22 protein-coding genes are annotated in these 22791 nt (G+C 69.5%); 10 read left to right on the forward strand and 12 right to left on the reverse strand.

Annotated elements, in window-relative coordinates; all coding sequences use genetic code 11:
- Positions 1–11: 11 nt before the first annotated feature.
- From AB0I81_RS53905 to AB0I81_RS53925, 5 genes are read left to right on the forward strand one after another with little or no spacing between them, the layout of a single operon-like run.
- On the forward strand, positions 12–1295 hold the full coding sequence (locus tag AB0I81_RS53905; protein WP_360676150.1) for an extracellular solute-binding protein: 1284 nt from the start codon (positions 12–14) through the stop codon (positions 1293–1295).
- Positions 1296–2186 carry a sugar ABC transporter permease gene (locus AB0I81_RS53910; RefSeq protein WP_360676153.1) on the forward strand — a complete coding sequence of 297 codons (891 nt, stop codon included), beginning with the start codon at positions 1296–1298 and terminating at the stop codon, positions 2184–2186.
- Positions 2183–2995 (forward strand): carbohydrate ABC transporter permease, encoded by an 813-nt coding sequence (locus tag AB0I81_RS53915; RefSeq protein WP_360676156.1) that lies wholly within the window; start codon positions 2183–2185, stop codon positions 2993–2995. Before AB0I81_RS53910 ends, AB0I81_RS53915 begins: the two co-directional genes overlap by 4 nt.
- The gene (locus AB0I81_RS53920) at positions 2992–4293 is read left to right on the forward strand and encodes a Gfo/Idh/MocA family oxidoreductase (protein ID WP_360676159.1); all 1302 of its coding nucleotides are present in this window, start codon (positions 2992–2994) and stop codon (positions 4291–4293) included. The genes AB0I81_RS53915 and AB0I81_RS53920 overlap by 4 nt, the downstream gene beginning before the upstream one ends.
- 39 nt (positions 4294–4332) lie before the next feature.
- Complete coding sequence (locus AB0I81_RS53925; RefSeq protein WP_360676162.1) at positions 4333–7095, forward strand: discoidin domain-containing protein; 2763 nt, start codon at positions 4333–4335, stop codon at positions 7093–7095.
- A 360-nt stretch (positions 7096–7455) separates the two neighbouring features.
- Here the strand turns inward: AB0I81_RS53925 and AB0I81_RS53930 are convergent, their stop codons facing one another.
- Positions 7456–8118: a DUF4097 family beta strand repeat-containing protein gene (locus tag AB0I81_RS53930; RefSeq protein ID WP_360676165.1), complete on the reverse strand. Its 663-nt coding sequence runs from the start codon at positions 8116–8118 to the stop codon at positions 7456–7458.
- A 235-nt stretch (positions 8119–8353) separates the two neighbouring features.
- A complete protein-coding gene (locus AB0I81_RS53935) occupies positions 8354–9244 on the reverse strand; it encodes a LysR family transcriptional regulator (RefSeq protein WP_360676168.1) in 891 nt (296 codons plus the stop codon).
- Positions 9245–9364: 120 nt separating this feature from the next.
- On the opposite strand from AB0I81_RS53935, the gene AB0I81_RS53940 reads away from it, so the two are divergent.
- From AB0I81_RS53940 to AB0I81_RS53955, 4 genes are all read left to right on the forward strand, one after another.
- Positions 9365–10501, forward strand: a complete 1137-nt coding sequence (locus AB0I81_RS53940) for an FAD-dependent monooxygenase (protein ID WP_360676171.1) — start codon at positions 9365–9367, stop codon at positions 10499–10501.
- A gap of 135 nt (positions 10502–10636) precedes the next feature.
- Complete coding sequence (locus AB0I81_RS53945) at positions 10637–11866, forward strand: serine hydrolase domain-containing protein (RefSeq protein ID WP_360676174.1); 1230 nt, start codon at positions 10637–10639, stop codon at positions 11864–11866.
- 17 nt (positions 11867–11883) lie between these two features.
- On the forward strand, positions 11884–12126 hold the full coding sequence (locus AB0I81_RS53950; protein WP_360676177.1) for a hypothetical protein: 243 nt from the start codon (positions 11884–11886) through the stop codon (positions 12124–12126).
- Entirely contained in the window at positions 12126–13721 is a 1596-nt protein-coding gene (locus AB0I81_RS53955; protein WP_360676179.1) for an FAD-dependent monooxygenase, read from the forward strand. The genes AB0I81_RS53950 and AB0I81_RS53955 overlap by 1 nt, the downstream gene beginning before the upstream one ends.
- A 44-nt stretch (positions 13722–13765) precedes the next feature.
- On the opposite strand, the gene AB0I81_RS53960 is transcribed toward AB0I81_RS53955, so the two are convergent.
- The 5 genes from AB0I81_RS53960 to AB0I81_RS53980 form a co-directional block, all read right to left on the reverse strand.
- The gene (locus AB0I81_RS53960) at positions 13766–14521 is read right to left on the reverse strand and encodes an ATP-binding cassette domain-containing protein (protein WP_360676182.1); all 756 of its coding nucleotides are present in this window, start codon (positions 14519–14521) and stop codon (positions 13766–13768) included.
- The gene (locus tag AB0I81_RS53965; protein WP_360676185.1) at positions 14518–15492 is read right to left on the reverse strand and encodes an ABC transporter permease; all 975 of its coding nucleotides are present in this window, start codon (positions 15490–15492) and stop codon (positions 14518–14520) included. Before AB0I81_RS53965 ends, AB0I81_RS53960 begins: the two co-directional genes overlap by 4 nt.
- A gap of 41 nt (positions 15493–15533) precedes the next feature.
- Positions 15534–16526, reverse strand: coding sequence for a substrate-binding domain-containing protein (locus AB0I81_RS53970; RefSeq protein ID WP_360676188.1), 993 nt, complete (start codon positions 16524–16526; stop codon positions 15534–15536).
- A 75-nt stretch (positions 16527–16601) separates the two neighbouring features.
- Entirely contained in the window at positions 16602–16763 is a 162-nt protein-coding gene (locus tag AB0I81_RS53975; RefSeq protein ID WP_360676191.1) for a hypothetical protein, read from the reverse strand.
- A gap of 237 nt (positions 16764–17000) precedes the next feature.
- A complete protein-coding gene (locus AB0I81_RS53980) occupies positions 17001–17381 on the reverse strand; it encodes a methyltransferase domain-containing protein (protein ID WP_360676193.1) in 381 nt (126 codons plus the stop codon).
- Between the two features lie 1033 nt (positions 17382–18414).
- Here AB0I81_RS53980 and AB0I81_RS53985 point away from each other — a divergent pair.
- Positions 18415–19155 carry a MerR family transcriptional regulator gene (locus AB0I81_RS53985; RefSeq protein WP_360676195.1) on the forward strand — a complete coding sequence of 247 codons (741 nt, stop codon included), beginning with the start codon at positions 18415–18417 and terminating at the stop codon, positions 19153–19155.
- Position 19156: 1 nt separating this feature from the next.
- Here the strand turns inward: AB0I81_RS53985 and AB0I81_RS53990 are convergent, their stop codons facing one another.
- The 5 genes from AB0I81_RS53990 to AB0I81_RS54010 all read right to left on the reverse strand — a co-directional run bounded on the left by AB0I81_RS53990 (position 19157) and on the right by AB0I81_RS54010 (position 22711).
- Positions 19157–20308 carry a SagB/ThcOx family dehydrogenase gene (locus AB0I81_RS53990; RefSeq protein ID WP_360676198.1) on the reverse strand — a complete coding sequence of 384 codons (1152 nt, stop codon included), beginning with the start codon at positions 20306–20308 and terminating at the stop codon, positions 19157–19159.
- Positions 20309–20403: 95 nt separating this feature from the next.
- Positions 20404–20526, reverse strand: coding sequence for a hypothetical protein (locus tag AB0I81_RS53995; RefSeq protein ID WP_360676200.1), 123 nt, complete (start codon positions 20524–20526; stop codon positions 20404–20406).
- Entirely contained in the window at positions 20523–21404 is an 882-nt protein-coding gene (locus AB0I81_RS54000) for a class I SAM-dependent methyltransferase (RefSeq protein ID WP_360676203.1), read from the reverse strand. Before AB0I81_RS54000 ends, AB0I81_RS53995 begins: the two co-directional genes overlap by 4 nt.
- Before the next feature lie 339 nt (positions 21405–21743).
- Positions 21744–22256: a helix-turn-helix transcriptional regulator gene (locus AB0I81_RS54005; RefSeq protein ID WP_360676205.1), complete on the reverse strand. Its 513-nt coding sequence runs from the start codon at positions 22254–22256 to the stop codon at positions 21744–21746.
- Positions 22257–22285: 29 nt separating this feature from the next.
- A complete protein-coding gene (locus tag AB0I81_RS54010) occupies positions 22286–22711 on the reverse strand; it encodes a hypothetical protein (RefSeq protein ID WP_360676208.1) in 426 nt (141 codons plus the stop codon).
- Positions 22712–22791: the final 80 nt, after the last annotated feature.

Here is a 22791-nt window from a genome sequence, read left to right on the forward strand (position 1 = left end):
GGACCCCCCAGGTGAACAAGGTCATCGCGGTCAGCGCCGCCGCGCTCACACTCGCTGCCTGCGCCCCCGCCGGCAGCGCCGGGAGCACCGGAGCCCAGCAGGCGGCGAGCGGGAAGAAGGAGATCTCCTTCCTCGTCTTCGAGACCCCCAACCTCACCCCGCAGTACTGGGACGAGGCGATCAAGCGGGTCACCGACAAGCACCCCGACATCGCGGTCAAGAAGCTCGTGGCCCCCAGCGCGGGCGAGCGCAACGCCTACGCCAAGCAGTTACTCGCCTCGGGCCAGTTGCCCGACGTCATGCAGGCCATCGCCCCGGCGGGCTTCGCCGAGAGCGGCAACCTGCACGCGTGGACCCCCGAAGAGCTGGCCCCCTACGAATATCCGCGGTCCAACCCGTTGGGCGGCAAGATCTACCAGCTCCCCTACAACTCCCAGCCGACCCCGCTGGTCTACTACAACAAGAAGCTCTTCGCCGAGGCCGGGATCACGGCCCCGCCCAGGACGTACGCCGAACTGCTGGACGCGAGCGCCAAGCTGAAGGCCAAGGACGTCAACCCGTTCGTGGTCGGCGGCGGCGGCAAGGACGCCTTCGCGGCCGGCTACATCTGGATGGCGCTGGTCGGCGCCGACGTCTACGACCAGCAGCCGGACTTCCTGGTCAAGCGCCGGGCCGGACAGGTGAGGTTCAGCGACCCGATCTTCGCCGGCGCCACCCGGAAGTTCGCCGACCTGGTGAAGAAGGGCTACATCGACAGGGCCGGGCTCAGCCGCGACTACCCCTCGACGGAGAAGGCGTTCCTCGACGGCAAGGGGGCGATGTACCCGATGGGCTCGTGGTTCGCCGCCTCCGCCGACGCGAACAGGCCGCCGTTCGACGTGGGGGTGTTCGCCTGGCCGACCGACGACGGCGAGGTGGTCGTGCCCTCGTTCACCGGGGGCGGGCCGATCGTGAACGCCAGGTCCAGGCACCTGGACGTCGCCAGGACCTTCGCCCTGGAGTTCAACCAGAACGCCGCCAACAATGACGTACTGGTCAAGTCCGACGCCGCGATCATCGCCATCAAGGGCTACCGGCCGCCGCGGATGGGCCCGGTCTACGACGCCACGCTGAAGGTGTTCCAGGACTCCAAGGTGGTCAACGCCTTCACCGTGGAGACCGGCGACGACGCGCTGCTGCCCGGCGTGGGCGACAAGGTCTTCGCCATCGCCCAGCAGATCATCGCCGGCGAGACCGGCGGCGATGAGGCGGCCAAGCTCCTCGACGAGGAGTGGGTCAAGGCCGGCGGCCGGTAGATGTTCCTGGCCAGAAAGACGCCCGTCCGCAGGTCGCCGCGCGGCTGGAGTTATCCGCTCGTCTTCGCCGCGCCGGGGCTGCTGGTCTACGCCTGCTTCGTGCTCGCCCCCATCCTGCTCAGCTTCGGTTACAGCCTCACCAACGCCGACCTGTTCCACCCGGCGGCCGACTTCACCGGCGTACGCAACTACCTCACGATCTTCGCCGATGACTCCTTCCTGCGCTCGTTGTACGTCACCACCGTCCTCACCCTGATCGTCGTCATCCTGCCGAACGTGGGCGGGGTCGCGGTGGCCGTGCTGCTCGACCGGCGCGGGTGGCTCTACAACGCGCTGCGCAGCGTCTTCTTCGTCCCGGTGGTGCTCAGCTCCGTCGTGGTGAGCGTGGTCTGGATGGCCATGCTGCAGGACGAAGGGCTCATCAACCGGTTGCTCGGCACGCGGGTGGGCTGGTTGTCCGACCCTGACCTGGCGCTGTACTCGATCGCGTTCGTCATCTCCTGGCAGATGCTCGGGTTCTGCTCGGTGGTCTACCTGGCCGGCCTGCAGGGCGTGCCGCCCTCGCTGCTGGAGGCGGCGCAGATCGACGGCGCGGGGCCGTGGCTGCGCTTCCGCAGGGTGGTCTGGCCGATGCTGGCCCCCGCCATGACGCTCAACACGGTCATGCTGCTGATCACCGGCTTCAAGGCGTACGACCACGTGCAGGTGCTCACCGCCGGCGGGCCGGGGCTCGGGACCACGGCGACCATCGCCTTCACCGTCATCCAGACCGGCTTCGCCGAGAACCGCACCGGCCTGTCCTCCGCCATGGCGATCACGATGCTGGTCATCGTCGCGGTGGCCTCCTCGGTGCTGCTCCGCGTGCTCAAGCGCAGGGAGATCGACCTGTGAAACCGCGTCCGCTGATCGCGCTGATCCTGGCCGCCGCCTTCTTCCTGCCGCTGTACCTGGTGCTCGCCAACGTGTTCAAGTCCGGCCCGGAGATCACCGCGTCGCCGGCCTCGCTGCCGCTGCCGCCCACGCTGGACAACCTCGTCCAGGCCCTCGACCGGCCCGACCGCCTGTTCTGGAACGGCCTGATCAACAGTGTCACCGTTACGCTGCTGTCGATCGTGGTGCTGACCATCGTCTCGGCGATGCTCGGGCACTACATCTGCCGTACGCGCGGCCGCTTCGCGCGCATCGCCCTGCTGGTGCTGCTGGCCGGGCTGATGATCCCCCCGCAGGTGCTCCTCGTGCCCGTCACACAGGTGCTCAACGCGACGCACCTGATGGGCACGATCAGCGGCCTGGTGCTGTTCAACGTGGGTTATTACGTACCCTTCGGCGTCTTCGTCTTCTCCGGGTTCATCCGGTCGATCCCGATCGAACTGGAGGAGGCGGCCGCGATGGACGGCTCGGGCAGGTTCGGCACCTTCTGGCGGGTGGTGTTCCCGCTGCTGCGCCCGGCGACGGCCAGCGTACTGATCTTCCTGGGTGTGTGGATCTGGAACGACTTCCTCAACCCGCTCATCATTCTCGGCCCCGCGGGCGGCACCACCGTCACCGTCGGCGTCTACCGCTCACTGGGCCAGTTCCAGCGGGACTTCGGCGGCATGTTCGGCCTGATGTTCCTGGCCACGCTGCCGATCCTCGTCTTCTACCTGCTGCTGCAGAAGCACTTCGTCAAAGGTCTCACCGGGGGAGCCGTCAAAGGATGACCATCGCAACATCGGCCCACGCGAACCTGCGCGGGCACCTGGGCGTGCCGCTGGAGCGGCCGCTCACCGTCGCCGTCGTCGGAGCGGGCGCGCGGGGCGCCGCCTACGCCGAACTGGCCGCCCAATGGCCGGACCAGGTGCGGGTCGTCGCCGTGGCCGAACCCCGGGAGGCGGTACGGGGCCGGTTCGCGGCCCGGTACGCCCTCCCGCCGGAGAACGTGTTCGCCGGCTGGCGTGAACTGGCGGCGCGCGGCCGGATCGCCGACGCGGTGATCGTCGCGACCCTCGACGCCGACCACCTGGCGCCCACCACCGCCTTCGCCGAGCAGGGCTACGACATCTTGCTGGAGAAGCCGATCGCGCCGACGGAGGAGGCGTCGGTGGCCATCGGCGAGGTGGCCGCCCGCACGTCCGCCACCGTGGTGGTCTGCCACGTGATGCGCTACACCCCCTACACGCGGCGGGTGATGGAGCTGCTGCCGGAGATCGGGCGGATCGTCAGCGTCGAGCATCTGGAGCCGGTGGGCTCCTACCACTTCGCGCACTCCTTCGTGCGCGGCAACTGGCGGCGTACCGACGAGACGACGTTCGCGCTGCTGGCCAAGTCCTGTCACGACATCGACTGGCTCGGATACGTCGTCGGCCGCCCGGTGTCGCGGGTCTCTTCCTTCGGCGGGCTCATGCACTTCACCGAGGCCAACCGGCCCGCCGGGGCCGCCGACCGCTGTCTCGACTGCCCTCTGCAGGACACCTGCGCCTACTCCGCGACCGCGCTCTACCGCGACGGCCTGCGCAAGGGCGGCACGAAGCGGTACTTCACCGGGGTCGTCACCGCCGGGGTGCTCACCGAGGAGGCGCTGACCAGGGCGCTGCGCGAGGGACCCTACGGCCGGTGCGTGTACGCCTGCGACAACGACGTGGTGGACCACCAGGTGGTCAGCCTGGAGTTCGAGGGCGGGGCAACCGCGTCGTTCACGATGACCGCCTTCACCCCGCTGGGGAACCGGCACACCAAGATCTTCGGCACCGCCGGCCAGCTCACCGGCGATGGCCGATTTATCCATATTTATGACTTCAAATCGGAGAAAACCACGACCATTGACACCTCTCTCGACGGCTCCAGCGCCGCCGAGGGACACGCCGGCGGCGACGAGGGCCTGACCAGGTCCTTCATCGACGCCCTGCACCAGGGCCGGCCCGAGCTGATCCGCTCGGGGATCGAAGAGAGCGTGGCCAGTCACCGCGTCGTCTTCGCCGCAGAACGAGCCCGTCTGACCGGGACCGTCGTCTCCGTCTGAGCCCGGACCCACGTCCCCCTTTCCGGAAGGAGCACCCCCATGCGTCCTCGCAACGCTCTCCTCGTGCTGGCCGTACTCTCGACCAGCCTCGCCGCCCAGCCCGCGCAGGCCGATTCACCCGCGCGGGAGTGGTCCGACGTCCGCCGCATCCTGTCGGGCATCACCGACGCCTACACCGCGCCGCCCGCCCTGAACACCGTGCTGACCACCGGCTACACCTCCGGCCTGCTGCTCGGCAACGGCGACCTGCACGTCACCTCCGACGCCCGCGATCGGGAGCAGACCTTCTACCTGGCCAAGTCCGACTTCTGGCGGAGCAACGGCCAGCCGCACCTCGGTGAGATCACCGTCGCCGAGGGCGGCAAGCCGCCTGTCGCGGCGGCCGTGAAGGACATCCTGGAGTGCACGGCCACCTGCGTGATCGACGGCGACCCGGAGACCCGCTGGGTGTCCAGGACCAACGCCTCGGCCACCGACCCGCAGTGGGTCACGATCGACCTGGGCCGGGCCCGTACGATCGACCGCTGGGTGGTGCGGCACAACGGCTTCCGGAGCCGGGCCGACAACTACCAGAAGCTCAACACGCAGGACTTCGCGCTGCAGAAGAGCGACGACGGCAGCACCTGGACCGACGTGGACACGGTCACCGGCAACACCGCCGAACTGACCGACCGCACGGTGCCCGCGTTCACGGCCCGCCACGTACGGCTGGCGACGACCAAGGCCGTGCGCGACCCGGCCGACCCCAACCAGAAGACCTACATCCGCGACCTGCAACTCTTCGGCGGCGGCGAGAATGTGATCGACCCCGCCCCTGCCTCGGATCCCACCTACCGCCAGCAACAGGACATACTCAACGCCGAGGTACGCGGCACCCAGACGATCGGCGGCCAGGTCGTCAAGACCCGCACCTGGACGGCGGACGGCGAGAACCTGCTGGTCACCGAGCTGTCCACGGACAAGGCGCCGGTGCCTCTGCGGATCGACGTGACCCTGCCGGGCGGCACGGCCGGAGTGGCGGCCGACGGCCAGATCTGGGCGGCCAGGGCCACCGGCGCCGACGGCTCGGCGGAGTGGGCGTCCAAGGCGGCCCTCTCGGCCAAAGTGATCGGGGCCCGGGCGGTGGCCGGCACGCCGTCGCCGGGCGTCGGGCGGCTGGAGTTCACGCTGATACCGGGCAGGGCGGTGCGTCTGGTCAGCTCGGTGCACGGCAACGGCTCATACGCCAATCCGACGCCGGGCAACGACTTCAAGGCCAGGGCGATCGAGCGGGCCGCCAGGGTCGACGACCGCGCGCTGCGCAGGGCCGAGCAGGACCATCGCGAGTGGTGGCGGAGATTCTGGCTGAAGTCGTACGTGGACACGGGCGACACGACCCTGAACAAGTACTACTACGGCGCCCTCTACGTCATGGGCGCCGCCAGCCGGGAGGGGTTCTTCATGCCGGGCACGTACTCGCCCTGGCGCACCACCGACTCCCCCAACCTCGGCAACCGCTACTTCATGAACTACAACACCGAGTCGCAGTACTACGGCGTCTACTCGGCCAACCGGCCCGAACTGGCCAGGCCGTTCTATCCGACGGTCCGCGCGGAGGTGCCCTACGCCCGCAACCGCACCCACGAGGCGGGCTACCGGGGCATGACCTTCTGGCGCTCCTTCTCCCCCTTCAACCAGACCAGGCCCGCGCCCGCCGAGGCCCCGGTCGCCCCCGACAAGCGGCACGACAGGCTGCCCAGCGACCAGCAGAGCAACGGCACGTTCTCGGCGATCCCGTTCCTGTGGGACTACGAGTACACCGGGGACGAGAAAATGTTCCGCGAGTTCACCTATCCCTACCTGAAGGAGCTCGGCGCCTTCTGGATGGACTTCGCGGAGAAGGGCGAAGACGGCAAGTACGACGTCCTGCACACCGGCGTCAACGAGGGCGGCGACGACGTCAACCCCGTCTATGACCTCGGCTACATCCGCCGCACGCTGACGGCGCTGATCACCTACAGCGAGAAGCTGGGAGTGGACGCCGGCATGCGGCCGGTCTGGCAGGGCTTCCTCGACGATCTCACGCCCTACCCGACCGGGCAGATGGACGGCCTGGACGTCATCTTCCTGGCCGAGAAGATCGAGAACCCGATCAAGGGCAACGCGCTGCTCAACAAGAACGACCAGCCCATCAACCTGGAAGGCGTCGTCCACCCCAGCGACAACCTGGCCATCGGCGGCGACCCCGAACTGCTGCGCAAGGTGCGTAACACGCTGCAGTGGGTGGACCCGTTCAAGCCGGGCACGCGCGGCTCGTCGGGCAACGGCTTCCCGAAGACCTTCACCATCGCGGCCCGCGCCGGCTGGGAGCCGAACGACCTGATCGGCAAGTTCACCACCGTCATCAACGACCTGTGGCGCGAGAACCTGACCGTGCGGCAGTTCGGCGGCGGGCAAGAGACCTCGGGCTCGATCGAGACGGTCAACTCCATGTTCCTGCAGAGCTTCGAGAACACCCTCCGCGTCTTCCCCGTCTGGCCCGCCGACCGTGACGGCTCGTTCACGCGGCTGCGCGCGAAGGGCGCCTTCCTGGTGTCGGCCTCCCGCGAAGCCGGGCAGCCCGTCAGGCAGATCGAGCTCACCAGCGAGAAAGGCGGCCCCGTCACCTTCGCCAGCCCGTGGGGGACGCGCCGGATCCTCGTACGGGGGGACCGCGGTCCCGTACGGGTCTCCTACGGCAGCGACGCCGACACCGGCGAGACCACCTTCACCTTCGAGACCCAGCCGGGACAGTCCTACAGCATCATGCCTACCTCACGCTGAACGCAGCGGGCTCGCCGAAACCAGCCTTCAAGCCTGACCCTTCTCGTCAAAGGGCCACCCGGCCCCTGCGGCATCTGACGGAGCGGGAGCCGTTCCTGCCGAACGCTCTCGCCCCGGAACACGACCCGATTGACCGGCTGGCGGCGCACCAGCCGGCCGCCGATCGCCACGCACCCGGCCGCCACCAGGGCACAGGCCCAGAGCGGCCGGGCCGCGGCGGCCGGCAGACCCGGAAGATCGCACCCTCCTGCCAACCGAACGGCCGGACGCGCTCCCAGGTGACGGAGTCATCGCTGACCATGTCGGAACCGTCCTTCCGCCGTGGCAAACGCCTCGCCCAGCCTATGCGGGGAAGCTGCGTCACAGGCTGTTTGCGGTGATGTTGCCGGTGGAGGTGGTGGCGTGGATGTCGAGTTCGGCGACGCCGTCGTTCTTGAGGGAGTTGGTGATGCGGCCGTAGGCGGTACCGGCGTCCAGGGCGGCGGAGACCCCGGCTGCCGCGGTGATCGAGATGTCGCCGGATTGGGTGCGGAGCACGACCTTGCCGCCGCCGGCCTCGGCGATCCGGATGTCGCCCCTTTCGGTGCTGATCTCCGCGGCTCCGCCCAGCCGTCCGACCTCGACGTCACCGTCGCTCGCGCTCAGGCGCAGGCTCGCGATCTCGTCGAGCTTGATCTGACGGTAGGCGCCGTCGAAGACCACGTCGCCGAGGCGGCCGACGGTCCGGAGCTCGGCACTGGCCGTCTTCGCCTCGACCTGGGAGCCGGCGGGCAACTGGACCGACACCTCGATGGATCCGGAAAGGCCGAGGTACTGGTTCGTCGCCGGAGTCACGACCCGCAGGACACCGTCGGCGTACTCGATCGTGGTCTGCTCGGCCGCCTTCACATCGCGGCTCTTCGAAGCGTTCGCGGGCCGGACCTCGACCGTGGTGTCGGCCCTGTCGGCGGCGACGAACCGGACGCGCCCCGCGGGGATGTCCAGGACGGCGGAGATCGGGGCGGGGGTGTCGAACTTCTGCATGATGTGCTCCTTTGCTGCGTTCTCTTGACACCCACCATCGCCAACCAGCCTGATACGGAGCCGTCGCCGTCCTGATACCACCGCTGACATGCGGTCGGCACCGCCCAAAGAGCGTGCCGGCCACAGCCGGCCCTGCCCCGTGGAGAAGATCAGACGGCCGGGCGGGCGGTGACGTCATGGCCCGCCCAGTTCAGCGCGACCTCGCCGGTCGCCAGGAAACCACCTCGACCCCATTTCAAGGGGACGGGAGAGGGCCCAGGTCGCGGAGGATCCCGGCCAGGGCCCGGATGGGCTCGTTCTCCGCCTCACTGCGCCACACCAGCGCGTACGGCAGCGGCGCCATGTCGGTGACCGGCAGGTAGGCGATGTCGGGCCGTGCCCAGTAGCGGGCGACGTGGGCGGGGAAGAGCACGACGAGCCCGTCCATGCTGGCCAGGGTCATGGCCTCTTCCGCGTCCCGGACCACGGGGCCGCGCTCGATCTGACGGCCGCGCCGGGTGAGGCGCGGGGCGTAGGCGTCGTACCAGTAGCCGGGCCCGGTGTCGGCGTGCGGATGCTGGAAGTCGGAGACCATCTCCAGCGAGACCGACGCGCGGGAGGCGAGTTGGTGGTCGGCGGCGACGGCCAGTACGCGCTGCTCGGCGAACACGACCGGCCCTACGGTGAGGTCGGGCTCGTCGATGGGGAGCCAGCTGACCAGGACGTCGATGTCTCCGCGTCGCAACGCGGGGAAGGCTTCGCCCACCTGTGCGCTGTGGATGCGCAGTTTCCATTCCGGGTGGCGGAGGCGGAAGACGTCCCAGTAGGGGCGCAGGTCGTAGGCGTTGAGCGGCAGCATGCCGACGCGGAGGGTGCCGGTGATGCCCTGGCCGGCGAGCTGGGCGCGTGCCACGCTCTCCTTCAGCCCGGCATACAACGGCCGGAGGTCGTCCCGGAGCTGCCGGCCGACCGGTGTCAGCCGGACCGTGCGGTTGTTGCGCTCGAACAGCGGAGCGCCGACCTGCCGTTCCTGCTTCTGGATCGCCTGGGTGACGCGGGCGGGCGACAGGCACAGCCGGGTGGCGGTACGGCCGAAGTGCAGTTCCTCGGTCAGGGTCAGGAAGATCTCGATGTCCCGCAGTTCCACGCCTGACCTGCTCCGTTCACTCCCACTGAAGGTGATCTTTCGGGGTTCGTCGTTGTTTCGGGTGTTCACCGTACTTGATCCTCGATGCGTACCGATTCGCCTGGTCGAGGGAGCGCTTGGATGGACGTCCTGGTTTGCGGTGCCGGTGTCGCCGGGATCGCCCTGGCGTACTGGCTGCGCCATCACGGGTTCACCCCGACCGTGGTGGAGCGCGCCCCGCGGGTGCGTGCGGGCGGGTACGCGGCGGGCCTGCGCGGCGAGGCGCTGGACGTGCTGGACCGGATGGCCCTGCTGGAGCAGGCCGAAGCGCTGGGCCTGCGGCCGGGTGACACGGCGATGCGGGATGAGTCTGTGCTGATCTGCGCGGGTGACCTGGAGATTCTCAGGGACGACCTGGCCGGTCTGCTGTACGAGGCCACCCGCCGGGAGGTGGAGTACGTGTTCGGCGACTCGATCGCCACCCTGGAGCAGAGCGCCGACGACGTGCGGGTCACCTTCGACCGCGGCCGGCCGCGCCGCTTCGACCTGGTGGCCGGTGCCGATGGGCTGCACTCGCGCACCCGCTCGCTGGCCTTCGGGCCGCACGAGCGCTTCGTCCGGCACCTGGGCCTCTACACGGCGGTCTTCAGCGTGCCCGGCCGCCTCGGCGCCGAAGACGACGGCCGGGGATACCGCGTACCGGGCAAGGCGGCCGCGGTGCTCAGCACCCGCGACGGCACCCGAGCGCGTGCGGCGCTGCGCTTCGCCTCCGGGCCGCTGGCCTACGACCGCGATGACGCCGGACAGCACGAGCGCATCGTGGCTGAGCGGTTCGCCGGCGAAGGCCGGCTGATCCGGCTCCTGCTGGAGCAGATGCGGGGGGCGGAGGACCTCTTCTTCGAGGCGAATGCCCAGGTGGAGATGGACCGCTGGTTCTCGGGCCGGGTGGTGCTGCTCGGGGACGCCGCCTACTGTGCGGCGACGGTTTCGGGCCGCGGCGCCTCCCAGGCGTTGATCGGCGCCTACATCCTGGCCGGCGAACTGGCCGTGGGAGGTGACCACGCGCGGGCGTTCGCCTCGTACGAGCGGGAAATGCGCGGCTTCGTCGCCGAGCACCAGCACCTGGGGCGAGAAGCCACCGACCGGTTCTTCCTCGGCACGCCCTCGCAGGAGGGATTCGACCGTACGACCGCGGTCCGCCCGCACCTCGTACGGCTCAAGGACTACGTTCCCGGCTTCGCCGCGGAGCAGCCGTCACCCGGCCGGGCTGCCCGCTGACCCGGCACCGAAATGTCAACGGCGGTATCAGGGCGGCGACGGGCCGGTGTCAGGTCCCTTCGCGAGAGTGAACGCACAAACGCCGGATCCGAACGGAACCGGCGGACCAATCATGACGACAAGGAGATAAGGATCATGGCAGTGAGCAGGAATGGCTTCTCCGATCAGGGCCTGCGCAGGCTGCGTGAGGTGCTGGCACGGCATGTCGACTCCGGACGGATCCCCGGCCTGGTCGCCCTGGTCAGCCGCGGCGGCCGGACGCACGTCGAGACGCTGGGCACGATGCGGCACGACGGCGGCGCGCCGATGCGCCGTGACACGATCTTCCGGATGGCCTCCACCTCTAAGCCGGTCTCGATCGCGGCGGCGATGGTGCTGCTGGACGAATGCCGGCTGCGACTGGACGACGTGGCCGACCCGTGGCTGCCCGAGCTGGCCAACCGCCAGGTGCTCACCCGCATCGACGCCGAGCTGGACGACACCGTCCCGGCCCGCCGCCCGATCACCGTCCGCGACATCCTCACCTCCACCTTCGGCCTCGGCATGGACATGACCGCGCTGGGCACCCCGATCCTGAACGCCGTCTTCGAGCGCGGCCTGACCCCCAACCTGCCGACCGAGGTGCCCGAGCAGGACGAGTGGATGCGCCGCCTGGGTGAGTTGCCGCTGATGCACCAGCCCGGCGAGCAGTGGCAGTACCAGATCAGCAGCGACCTGGTCGGCGTCCTGGTGTCCCGGGTAAGCGGCCAGACCTTCGAGGAGTTCCTGCGCGAGCGCATCTTCGAGCCCCTGGGCATGACCGAAACCGGCTTTCACGTGCCCGCCGACCGCATCGACCGGCTGCCCACCCTGTACGCCCCCGACCCCGCCACGGGCGAGTTCCTCGCGTGGGACGAGCCCGAGGGCGGCCGGTGGAGCAAGCCCCCGGCGTTCCAGGGCGGCGGTGGCGGCCTGGTCTCCACCGCCGACGACTACCACGCCTACTTCCAGATGTTGCTCAACGGCGGTGTCCACAACGGCCGGCGCATCCTGTCCCGGCCGGCCGTGGAGCTGATGACCACCAACCGGCTCACCCCCGAGCAGAACGCCGCCCGCACCGCCCTGGCCCGCAACGCCGTGCACATCTCCTTCGGCCAGGGCCAGCAGGGCGGCTGGGGCATGGGCATGGCGGTGCGCACGTACCGCGGCGACTACGCGCCGATCGGTCAGTTCGGCTGGGACGGCGGCAGCGGCACCTCCGCCTACGCGGACCCGGCCAACCAGCTCACCGGCATCCTGCTCTGCCAGCTCGGCTACACGGTGCCCAGCCCCGCCCACCTGATGAACGACTTCTGGACCACCGTCTACCAGGCGATCGACGACTGATGCAAGGAACGAGTGCCGTGCGCGCCTGGTTCATCACGGGTGCGTCCAGGGCGCTGAGCAGGGGCGATCGCGTCGTGGCCGCCGCCCGCGACGTTGCGCCGCCGGCGGACCTGCAGGCTCGCCACCCCGGCGCCCTGGCGTGCGTCCCGCTCGACGTCTCCGACCGTGCCGCGGTGCACGAAGGCGTGGAACGGGCGGTGGCTGCGTTCCGGTCCGGCTCGGACGAACACAAAGCGACAACCAGAGTGAAAGGTCATTGATGATGGAGCACCACCACACCCCCCGGCCCGCGGCGGACCCGCGGGAAGAGCGGCCGGCGGAGAACGCCGACGTGATCGTCGTGGGGGCCGGACCAACCGGTCTCATGCTGGCCGCCGAACTGCTCCTGGCCGGAGTGCGACCGCTGGTGCTGGAACGGCAGCCGCGGCCACGCGACACCCCCAAGGCCGGCGGCCTGGGCGGCCAGATCCTGGAACTGCTGCGCTACCGGGGCCTGCTGCAACGTTTCCAAGCCGCCTGCACCGGCCCGATGCCCGCTCCCCGGTTTCCGTTCGGCGGAGTGCACCTGGACTTCACCCAGATGCCGGAACCGCCGATGCACGCCCTGCCACTGCCGCAACAACTGCTGGAGCGGCTGCTCGGCGAACGGGCGGGCGAACTCGGCGTAGACCTCCGCCGCGGCCACGAGGTGATCGGGGTGAACCAGGACGACGACGCGGTCACCGTGGACGTGCACGGCCCGGACGGCCTCTACCAGGTGAGCGCCCGCTATCTCGTGGGGTGCGACGGCGCGCGCAGCCGCGTACGCGACCGGGCCGGCATCCCGTTCCCCGGCACCACCTATCCCGAGGTCAACCGGCTGGCCCAGGTCACCCTGCCGGACACGGTCACCGTTCTCGGCAACGGCGATCTCGACGTTCCCGGCTTCGGCACGATCCGGGCCGGCTTCACCCGTACCGACCACGGCCTGCTCGGCGTCGGCTCCTCACCGGACAGCCGGTCCGTCTCGCTCTACACCATCGAGGACGAGACCACCGACTACGACGACGACGTCCCGATGACCCTGAGCGAACTGCAGGACAGCGTCCGCCGCGTGCTCGGCGCCCACCTGCCCCTGGCCGGATCGACCCGCCTGTCGCGCTTCACCTTCAAGTCCCACCAGGCCGAACGCTACCGCGAGGGGCGGATCCTGCTGGCCGGTGACGCGGCGCACCTGTTCCCCGCCACCGGAGTGGCGCTCAACGCCGGCATGCTGGACGCGGTGAACCTGGCCTGGAAACTCGCCGCCGACCTGAACGGCTGGGCCCCGGCCGGCCTGCTGGAGACCTACCACGCCGAACGCCACCTGGCCGGCGCCCGCACCCTGCTGCACACCCGCGCTCAGGTGGCCCTGCGACGCGGGCACGACGCGGCCGCCGAAGCGCTCCGCGAGCTCTTCACCGAACTGCTCGCCGACGAGCTGCCGCTGCGCCGCATGGGAGCCCTCGTCGCCGGCAGCGACATCCGCTACCCGATGCCCGGTGCCGGCCGGCATCCGCTGGCCGGCGCCTTCTCCCCCAACCTCACCCTGCACACCGGCCAAGGCGTCACCAGTGTCGCCGAGCTCATGCACACCGCCCGGCCCGTCCTGCTCGACCTCGCCGACCGCCCCGAGCTCCGCCAGATCGCCCGGGACTGGCGGCATCTCCTCGACATCCACACCGCCAAGACCGACGACCCACCGGCCGACGTACTGCTGATCCGCCCGGACGGCCACGTCGCCTGGGCCGCCACCCTCGACGAACCCGCGGACAGCGCCGCGCCCCTGCTGCGCGAGGCACTCTCCGCCTGGTTCGGAACGCCTCGAAACAACTGAGACGGACAATGACCAGTAGATTCACCGCCGGTCCGTTCCCCGACTCAGTTGCCGAGCGCGCCGGTGACCAGGGCGACGATCTCCTCGCCGGTGGTCTCGGCAGTACGCCGCCCGCCCACGCACTGTCCGGCCCGCATCACCCACACCTGCCGGCTGAGCCGTACGACCTGGGCGAAGTTGTGGCTGATGAGCAGGACCGCATGCCCCTCGTCGCGCAGGCGGAGGATCATCTCCTCGACCCGGGCGGTCTCCTGCACACCGAGCGCAGCCGTGGGCTCGTCCATGACCACGAGCTTGGAGCTGAACCCGGCGGCGCGGCAGATGGCCACGGCCTGGCGTTGGCCGCCCGAGAGACGACGTACCCGCGATTTCACCGCAGGCACGTTGACGGCGAGCGTGGAGACCATCTCGCGGGCGCGGGCCTGCATGGCGCGCCGGTCGAGCAGGGCGATGGGGCCGAGCCTGCGGACGATCTCGCGATTGAGGAACAGGTTCTGCCACACAGTGAGGTCCTCCACCAGCGCGAGGTTCTGGTGCACGGTCTCGATCCCGGCCTCGCGGGCGTCCTCGGCGGAGCGGAAGGCGGTCTCGGCGCCGTCGAACACGATGCGCCCGCTCTGTGGCCGATGGATGCCGGAGATGCAGCGGACGAGGGTGGACTTGCCCGCGCCGTTGTCTCCGACCAGCGCGGTGATCTCGCCGCGGTGCAGGGTGATGGATACGTCGACCAGCGCGCGTACGCTGCCGAAGGCCAGGGAGACCCCGTGGGTCTCGAGCAGGACAGTGCCGTTCTCGGTCATCGCTGGAACCTTGTCAGCAGGGCGGCCAGCACCACGACGACGCCGACGGCCAGCGGTTGGTAGAACTGGGAGACCCCGAGCAGGGTCAGCCCGTTGACCAGCGCGACCAGCAGCAGCGCGCCGACGACCGGGCCGATGACGGTACCCCGCCCGCCGAACAGGCTCACCCCGCCGAGCACGACCGCCGCCACGGAGTTGAGCAGGAAGGAGGTGTTGGAGGCGGGTTCGGCCGCGCCGACGCGGGCGATGAGGAGCAGCGCTCCCAGCCCGGCCAGCGTGCCACTGATGGTGTAGACGGCGATCTTGATCCGCCGGGTGCTGATGCCCATCGCGTTGGCCGACTCCGGTGAGCCGCCGGTGGCGAGCAGATGGATGCCGAACCTGGTGTGGAACAGCACGACGTGCGCCACGATCGCGACCGCGACCGCGATCAGGAACGAATAGCCGAAAATCCCTACCCTCCCGGTGGACAGGGTGAGCAGCGCCGGATCGATGATCGTGACCGGCTTGCCATCGGAGAGGATCAGCGCCAGGCCGGAGGCGGCCGAGAGCATGCCGAGCGTCACGATGAAGTCCGCGATCTTGCCCCAGGCGGTGGTCAGGCCGTTGACCAGGCCCGCCCCTGCCGCGGCGAGCACGCCCGCCACGCACGAGAGCGCGAGCCCCCACTGCGCCGTGTACGCCTGGCCGAAGACCACCGCGCCCAGCGTCATCGCCGAGGCGATCGACAGGTCGATGCCGGCGGCGGCGATCACGAACGTCTGCCCCACGGCCAGCACGATCAGGATCGCGGCGGCCAGCAGTATGGAGGCGATGTTGCCGGAGCTGAGGAAGGCCGGGTTGAGCGCCTGGAACACGATCGCCACGACGATCAGGCCGACGAGGGCCGCCCACTCCGCCCAGAACCCGGCGTCTTTCAGCTTCGCGGACCAGCTCTCCGTGTCGCGGGCCGAGAGCGTTGCGTTTGCCATGTCTGACTCTCCTCGTCCCGCCGGGCGGGACGGCTCGGGCGCTACTTGATGAGGGTCATGAACGGGTCGTCAAAGCCGCCGAACGGCTTGGGCGTGGCCGCCAACGCCTCGTCCGCGTTCTCCTTGGTGACCAGCTCGACCGGGGCCTTGACGTTGACGGGCAGCGTCTTGCCGATCGCCGCCGCCTGGCACGCCTCCACCGCCATCAGCCCCATCGCGTACGGGTACTGGGCGACGGTGCCATCCAGGGTGCCGGCCTTGACCGCGTTGAGCGCGTCCTTGATGCCGTCCACGCTGATGACCTTGACCTTGCCGGTCTTGCCCGCGTTGGCGACGGCTCGTGCCACGCCGAGCCCCATGTCGTCGTTGGCGACGAAGAATCCGGCCAGGTCGGGGTGCGCCCGCAACACGTCGGTGGCGGCGGTGAGCGCGGTCTGCCGCTCCCAGTTGGCCGCGACGATCTGCGCCACCTTGGCATCGGGCCCGAGCCCCTGCTGGAAGCCCTCAATCCGGGCGCCGCTGGTCACATCACCCGGGATGCCGCCGATGGCCGCGACCTTGCCGCCGTCCGGCAGCAGTTTGGTCATACGCTGCCCGGCCATCTTGCCGGCCTCGACATTGTCGGTCCCGATGTACGACGCAAGCTTGACGTTCGCGCTCTTGGCCGCCTCCGCATCGATCGGGCTGTCGACGTTGATCACGGTCCTGTTCCGGGCGGAGAGGTGGGCCAGACCCTGGACCAGGTTGGTGCCCGAGATCGGGTTGATCACGTAGCAGGAGAAGTCCTGTCCGGCCAGGCCGTTGAGCTTGTCCGCCTGGCCGGTCGTGTCCGTGATGGCGTTGGCCGCTTGGACCGTGACAGGCACCTTGGCCGTGCTGGCCTGGTCGTCCATGCCCTGCTTCATCGTCTGGAAGAACGGGTTGTCCAGTCCCTTGATCACCGCGGCGATTCTGGGCGTTGCGGTGCTCGCCCTTTCGCCCGCCGGGGTGGTCCCCACGGTCTCGCCGGAACCGCAGGCAGCCAGCGTGAGCATGCTCGCAGCGAGAAGCGCACTGAGGGTCGCGGTACGGCGACGACCTCTGGTGTTGGCCATCATCAGATGTCCCGTTCAGGCGTTGACGACATGACCGTAACCAGTGCTCACCGACGGCCACCGCGCTCCGCCTGCCGGCGGTGCCGCCTCGACGGGCAGCTCGATGGGGTCGGGGTGGACGACGAACTCGTTCTCGTGCCAGTAGCACACGAGGCACCGGGCTCTGCGCAGGCGCATGGGGCGAGATCTCCGAGACCTGTTGGGGGTGGGCCGGACGGCAGCGGTCCGGGACCGGATGACCGGTCCCGAGCCGCTGCCCCGGCTCGGGACCGGTGTGGGACGGCCCCGTTAGGCGGTCCAGGAGCGGACGCGGCGGTCGTTCCGCTTGACCACCTTGGCCTTGATCACGATCTTGCGCATGCTGATGTCACCCCCGTTCCTCAACGCTGATTCCGGCGGGACCGCTGCCTCGCCTCACCGGGCCGGGGCAGCGGCGCTCTTGCGGGCGACCACCAGGCGTTTACGGTCGCGCTCCTCCTCGGCTCCCGGCTTGGCGGACGCCACGCGGGTCATCTCCGGCAACAGATCCATACCCGTCACCCGGAACCCCGAGGAGGCCAGCCGCAAGGCGGCCTTGCCCGTGCCACATCCCAAATCCACCAGCTCACGCCCGGGCGCACCATGACGGTCGATCAGCCTCCTGTTGAGACCGATCCATACGTCGCAGTCATCAGCCCCCGTCGGCCGGTCGTAGACCGAGGCAGTGCGGTCGTCCACCTTCCGCACCGAATCGGCGACGGCTTTACTCACCCATCCCATGGGGGTCGATGTCCGGCGCTCGGAGCCGCTGGCCACGTTGGATCTCCCTCTCAAACAACTACTTAGCGTAACTGTATGATTACAGAATGGTTTCGGGCAAGGGAGGGTGCCGACATTGGCACCTCAGGGGTAGGGGACTCGTGGCTCCCCCGATCCGGCGTCGCAGCATCAGTATGTCGCGCTCGGCGACTCCTACAGTGCACGTCAGTTGATCGGTGGTGACGCCAACCTCGTCCACGAGCCAGCGGACGGCCGCCTCAGGCGGCCCGGGTCTTCACCGCGCTTTCGTGTCCTGCCCAGCGTCCTGAGCGGTATGACGGGCTTGATCATCCTGGCCGCCGGAATTGTCGTCATCCTGGCAGGAAATCACCTGTGACGGAATCGGGTGCACGACAAAGCGCGGCGGCCAAGACGGGGACCGGACCGCGGGGCTCTGGATCGGTGCGAGCAGCGATCAACAAGTGGAGCGTCTTCACCTGGCCGAACCACCCCGGAGGGGTCCCGCATCGAAATGATCAGAATCCTCTGAACCGCCAGCGATATCGGGACCGGCGACCCATTCCAGCCGCCATCCCCGATCCGCACGGCAGGCACCGGTTTACCACCATCAGGCCAGGTGCGGCCTGCAGATATCGCTTACAGAAGCCGTTCAAGCGCTTTGAGTAATTGTTGTGTGGCGGTCAGGCACATGGCGTCTTCCTGGAGATGTCACGACAGTGATACGTACCGCAGCGTCTGCGTCCGGAACCGGGCGCAGACGTCATCCGCGTCCCCTCGTGCTGCGGTATGGGGGAACGTCCATGAAACCCATGCTCAACCGGCTGGTCATCGTCCCCATGCGTCGTCTCCCCCTCCGTTCTCTCACCGCTGGGACACTGGCCACCGGCCACGAACACCTACGCGCAGTACGTCTTCACCGGCGGCCAAGTCGCTCCCGACCGGCTGGACCTGCCGGGGAGGCGGATTCCATGGACGGTGCCGCGACCGCATGGTCGCGACGGGGCGCGTCGGCTCGACGGCCAGGTCTGGCACCTGACGCCCGACGACGGAACGGAGGAAGGCTGTCGTCGTGTGGAGCACGCGTGAGATCGCCGACCTCGCGGGCACCAGCCTGCGTGCGGTACGGCACTACCACGAGATCGGCCTGCTCGCCGAGCCGGAGCGCCGCGCCAACGGCTACAAGCAGTACGGCGTGGCCCACCTTGTCAGGTTGCTGCGCATCAAGCGCCTCGCGGATCTGGGGTTCTCGTTGTCCCAGATCGCCGACATGGGCGACACCGTTGACCATCCGGCGGAAGCCTTCCGCAGCCTCGACACGGAACTGGCGGCCACGATCGAAAGGCTGCAGCGGGCCAGGGTGGAGCTCGGCTTCATCTTGGACACGTCGGTGCCGACCGACCTGCCACCCGAGTTCGCCACGGCGGCGGACAGTGCGATGCCCGGAGTGGATCGCTCGTTCGTAACCGTCATGGGCACACTGCTCGGCCCGAAAGGCATGAAGGCCTACGCCGACTTCCTGCAGAACCCCGCCAGCGGCCCCCTTGATGAGGAGTTCCAACGGCTGCCCGCCGATGCCGATGAGCAGACCCGCGCCAACCTGGCCGAGCGCATGGTCCCCTGGTTGCAGTCGCTGCACCGGCAGCGCCCGGAACTCCGCACGCTGCTGGCCGATGCCCCCCGCGGTAAGAAGTTCACCAGGCAGACGATCGACCAAGCCGTCGCGGACCTCTACAACCCCGCCCAGGCCGACGTCATGTGCCGCCTGGCCACCCTGCTCGCGCAGGCCGAACCGCCCGAGCAGACGAGGTGAATCACTCGATCTGTCGTGTGGACGTGCCGGCGGGTGGCGGGTCCGGGTGGTCGAGGGTGGTGCGGGTGAAGGTTTCGAGGGTGGCGGGTGGCCTGGCGTGCGGGTCGGTGCCGGTGGGGGTGCCGGCGCCGAGCATGTAGAGGGGGGTGATGGTGGTGCCGTCCAGGCCGAGGCGTTCGGTCACGGCGGCGTCGTCGAAGGCGCCGGACTGGAAGGGGCCCAGGCCCAGCGCAGTGGCGGTCAGGGCGAAGGTCTGGCCGAAGTGGCCCGCGTTGAGCAGGCAGACCCGGTAGGCGCGGGGGAAGCGGTATTTGACCAGCATGCGCTCGATCACCGCGGCCAGCACGACGACGAAGGACGCCTCGGCCAGCCAGGACTGGTCGCCGCCCAGGGACACCAGGTCCTTTCCCGTGCAGCCCGAGGTGAGCAACTCCAGGGAGTGTTCTCGGGTGTTGTAGTGGTACCAGCCCGGTGCCATCCCTGCCACGTGGCGGACGCCGACGTACGCCTCCAGTTCGTGCCGGGCGCCGCCGGAGGGGCTGGTGCGGCGCATCAGCGCGCCGAAGCCGCCGGCGTCGATGAAGTCCACCGGCCCGAAGGTGGTGGACAGCAGGGTGGCCAGGTCGTGCAGGGTCACGGGTCGGGGGCCGAAGGAGCGGTGGGTGCGGCGCTGGTAGAGGACCTCGCCGAGGGGCGCGTACGGGCGGGGCGGGGTGCGGGGCAGCAGGACGCGCTCCGCTGCCGGGTAGGAGGTGAAGATCGCTGGGCGGCCGTCGGCGACCAGGTCGTAGCGGTCCTCCTCGGTGAGTTCCTCGTAGCGGCCGCCCTGGGTCGCGTAGTGGAAGAACGACGCCTCGGGAGACCACGGTGCCCAGTGGCGGGCTACGTCCTCGTCCCGTTCGGCCTGCGGGCTGCCTTCGGTCAGGAGCAGGTGGTGCTCGCGCAGGGTGGCGACGCCCTCGATCACGCTGTCAAGGTCGTAGGCGGGCAGCGCGGTGGCCGCGTCCTCCACGGTGGTCCACTGGTCGAAGGCGGCGAGGAGTTCGGCCGCCTCGACGGGCAGTTCGATGGGGTCGGGGCGGAGGTAGGGGTGGACGACGAACTCGTCGTCGTGCCAGTAGCAGACGAGGCAGCGGGCTCTGCGCAGGCGCATGGGGCGAACTCTCCGAGACCTGGTGGGGATGGGCCGGACCTCAGCGGTCCGGGACCGGATGACCGATCCCGAGCCGCCGGTGTGGGACGGCCCCGTTAGGCGATCCAGAAGCGGACGCGGCGGTCGTACCGCTTGACCGCCTTGGCCTTGATCACGATCTTGCGCATGCTGATGTCACCCCCGTTCGCTGATCCGGCGGGACCGCTGCCTGGCCTCACCGGGTCAGGGCAGCGGCGTTCTTGCGAGCGACCACCAGGCGTTTACGGTCGCGCTCCTCATCGCCCCCCGGCACGAGTGCGCCGCGGTGCAGGCCGTAGGCGGCCAGTTGAGCCAGGCCGGCGGTGTTCAGCAGCCGTGCCACGTCGTCGGGGGCGAAGTAGGAGAAGGAGTGCAGCGCGCTGGTTCGCTGCCAGGTGAGGCCGTCCGCCGTGGCGAAGTAGTCGATCCGCAGATCGGCCGCCTCCGCCTGCCGGGGAGAGGCGCTGCCCCGGTGCACGATGACCGCGCCCGGCTCCTCCTCCACGCTGGTCTCCTCGGCGAGCCGGCGGTAGAAGCCGGCCGAGTTGACATCGAAGACGAACAGGCCGCCCGGCCGCAGCACGCCCGCCACGCTGCGGAAGGAGGTCAGCAGTTCGTCCTGGTCGGCGAGATAGTTCAGCGGCTCGCCAAGGGCGACGGCCACGTCGAAGGGGCCCGCCTCGGGCAGGTCACGCAGATCGCCGACGGCGAACCGTACGTTCTCGGCTCCCGGCTTGGCGCACGCCATCCGGATCATCTCCGGCGACAGATCCATACCCGTCACCCGGAACCCCGAGGAGGCCAGCCGCAGAGCGGCCTTGCCCGTGCCGCATCCCAGATCCACCAGCTCACGCCCGGGTGCGCCATGACGGTCGATCAACTCCCGGTAGAGGCCGACCCACAGGTCGTAGTCATCCGCTCCGGTCATCCGGTCGTAGATCGGGGCCGTGCGGTCGTACACCTCCCGCACCGGATCGGCGACGACCGCACCCGCCTCCGTCATCCCATCGGGGGACGGATCCGGACCGAGCGCGTACCCATCCCTGCCATCCGCCGGCCGCGGCTGCTGCTTCGCCATGATCGCCCCTGCTCCCCCGCCGCTCCGTCGTGGGTGCGGACCGGCTGACAACCAGGAAAAGCTGTGCCGCTACGGCACACTCAAGCCGCGCTTCGTGTGACATGCGTCACGCCATATCCCAAACCTCGATCATCAAAGTCACGATCACGCCGCGGACCCCGCAGCCGGGCGGCCCCCGCCGATGTCACGATGACGATCGACGGCACCCGCGCGAGCACCGGGTACGACCGGGCGGTAGGGGTTGATCGGATCTCCACGTGGGGCGCAATCGATCGCTTCTGGCTCCAAGGAGGAGGAGTCGAGCTCAGCGGGTCGTCAGAGTGATGACTGCCGGGATGATCACACGGCGCGTAAGGCTTGCAGGAGTTGTTTGCGGGACTTGATGTCGAGCTTGGTGAAGACCCTGCCGAGGTGCCATTCGACGGTGCGATGGCTGAGGAACAACCGCGCGGCGATCTCCGGGTTGGTCAGACCGTCCCGGGCCGGCCGCGCGATCTGGGCCTCCTGGGGCGTGAGCCGGTCCTGGGGATCGGCGGCGCGTTTGCGGACGGTTTCACCGGTGGCCAGCAGCTCACGTCGGGCGCGACCGGCGAAGGCGGCCGCCCCCATCGATTCAAAGGCTCCGTAGGCGGCCTTGAGCTGGACGCGCGCATCGATGCGTCGCTTCTGGCGGCGCAGCCACTCCCCGTAGATCAGTTGAGCGCGGGCGTGGTGAACGGCGACACGGGACAGGGCGAACTGCTCGACCGCCTCCTGATAGAGCGCCTCGGCCTGCGCGCCGAGCCCGGCCGGATCGTAGGCGCGTTGTGCCGCGGTCGCCGCGGCGGCATATTCGCCATGCCCCAGATGCATTGTCGCAGCGGCCCATTCCGCGGCCTCGATCAGCAGTCCCTCGCCCCGGTCGGTCGCTTCGGCAGCGCGCGTTCACGCAGTTCGAGGGTGCGATCCCGGTCACCGCGCCAGGCCGCCAGGAGCACGGAGAAGTCGGCGACGGCGACATTGCGGGTGGCGTCGGTGATCGAATCGGCTTCGTGGATCAGCTGTTCGGCGATGTCGAAGTGTCCGGCGAACAGTTGGTGCGCGGCCGAGTAATTGAGCGCGAACGGCAGGACGGTCAGCGCGCCGCGCTCGCGGGCCGCCTCGGCGAGTCCTCCCGCTATCGCCACGCGTACGCGTTCGAGCTGGGCGTGTTCGGCCCCGTCGAGCGGGGCGACGAGGGCCTGCGCGAGCAGTCCTTCCGCCGCCCCAGCGCCCCGGCGTCGAGTTTGGCGCGCGCGGCGGCCGGCGCACGTGACCCGCGCCGTCACGGATCAGGGGTCAAATGGACGAGAATCCGCATCGCCCAGCGCTGCTGGGTGTAACTCCGTCCGGTCCAACCGCGGGCGGT

Source organism: Nonomuraea sp. NPDC050404 (genome assembly GCF_040655495.1).
Classification (GTDB): Bacteria; Actinomycetota; Actinomycetes; order Streptosporangiales; family Streptosporangiaceae; genus Nonomuraea.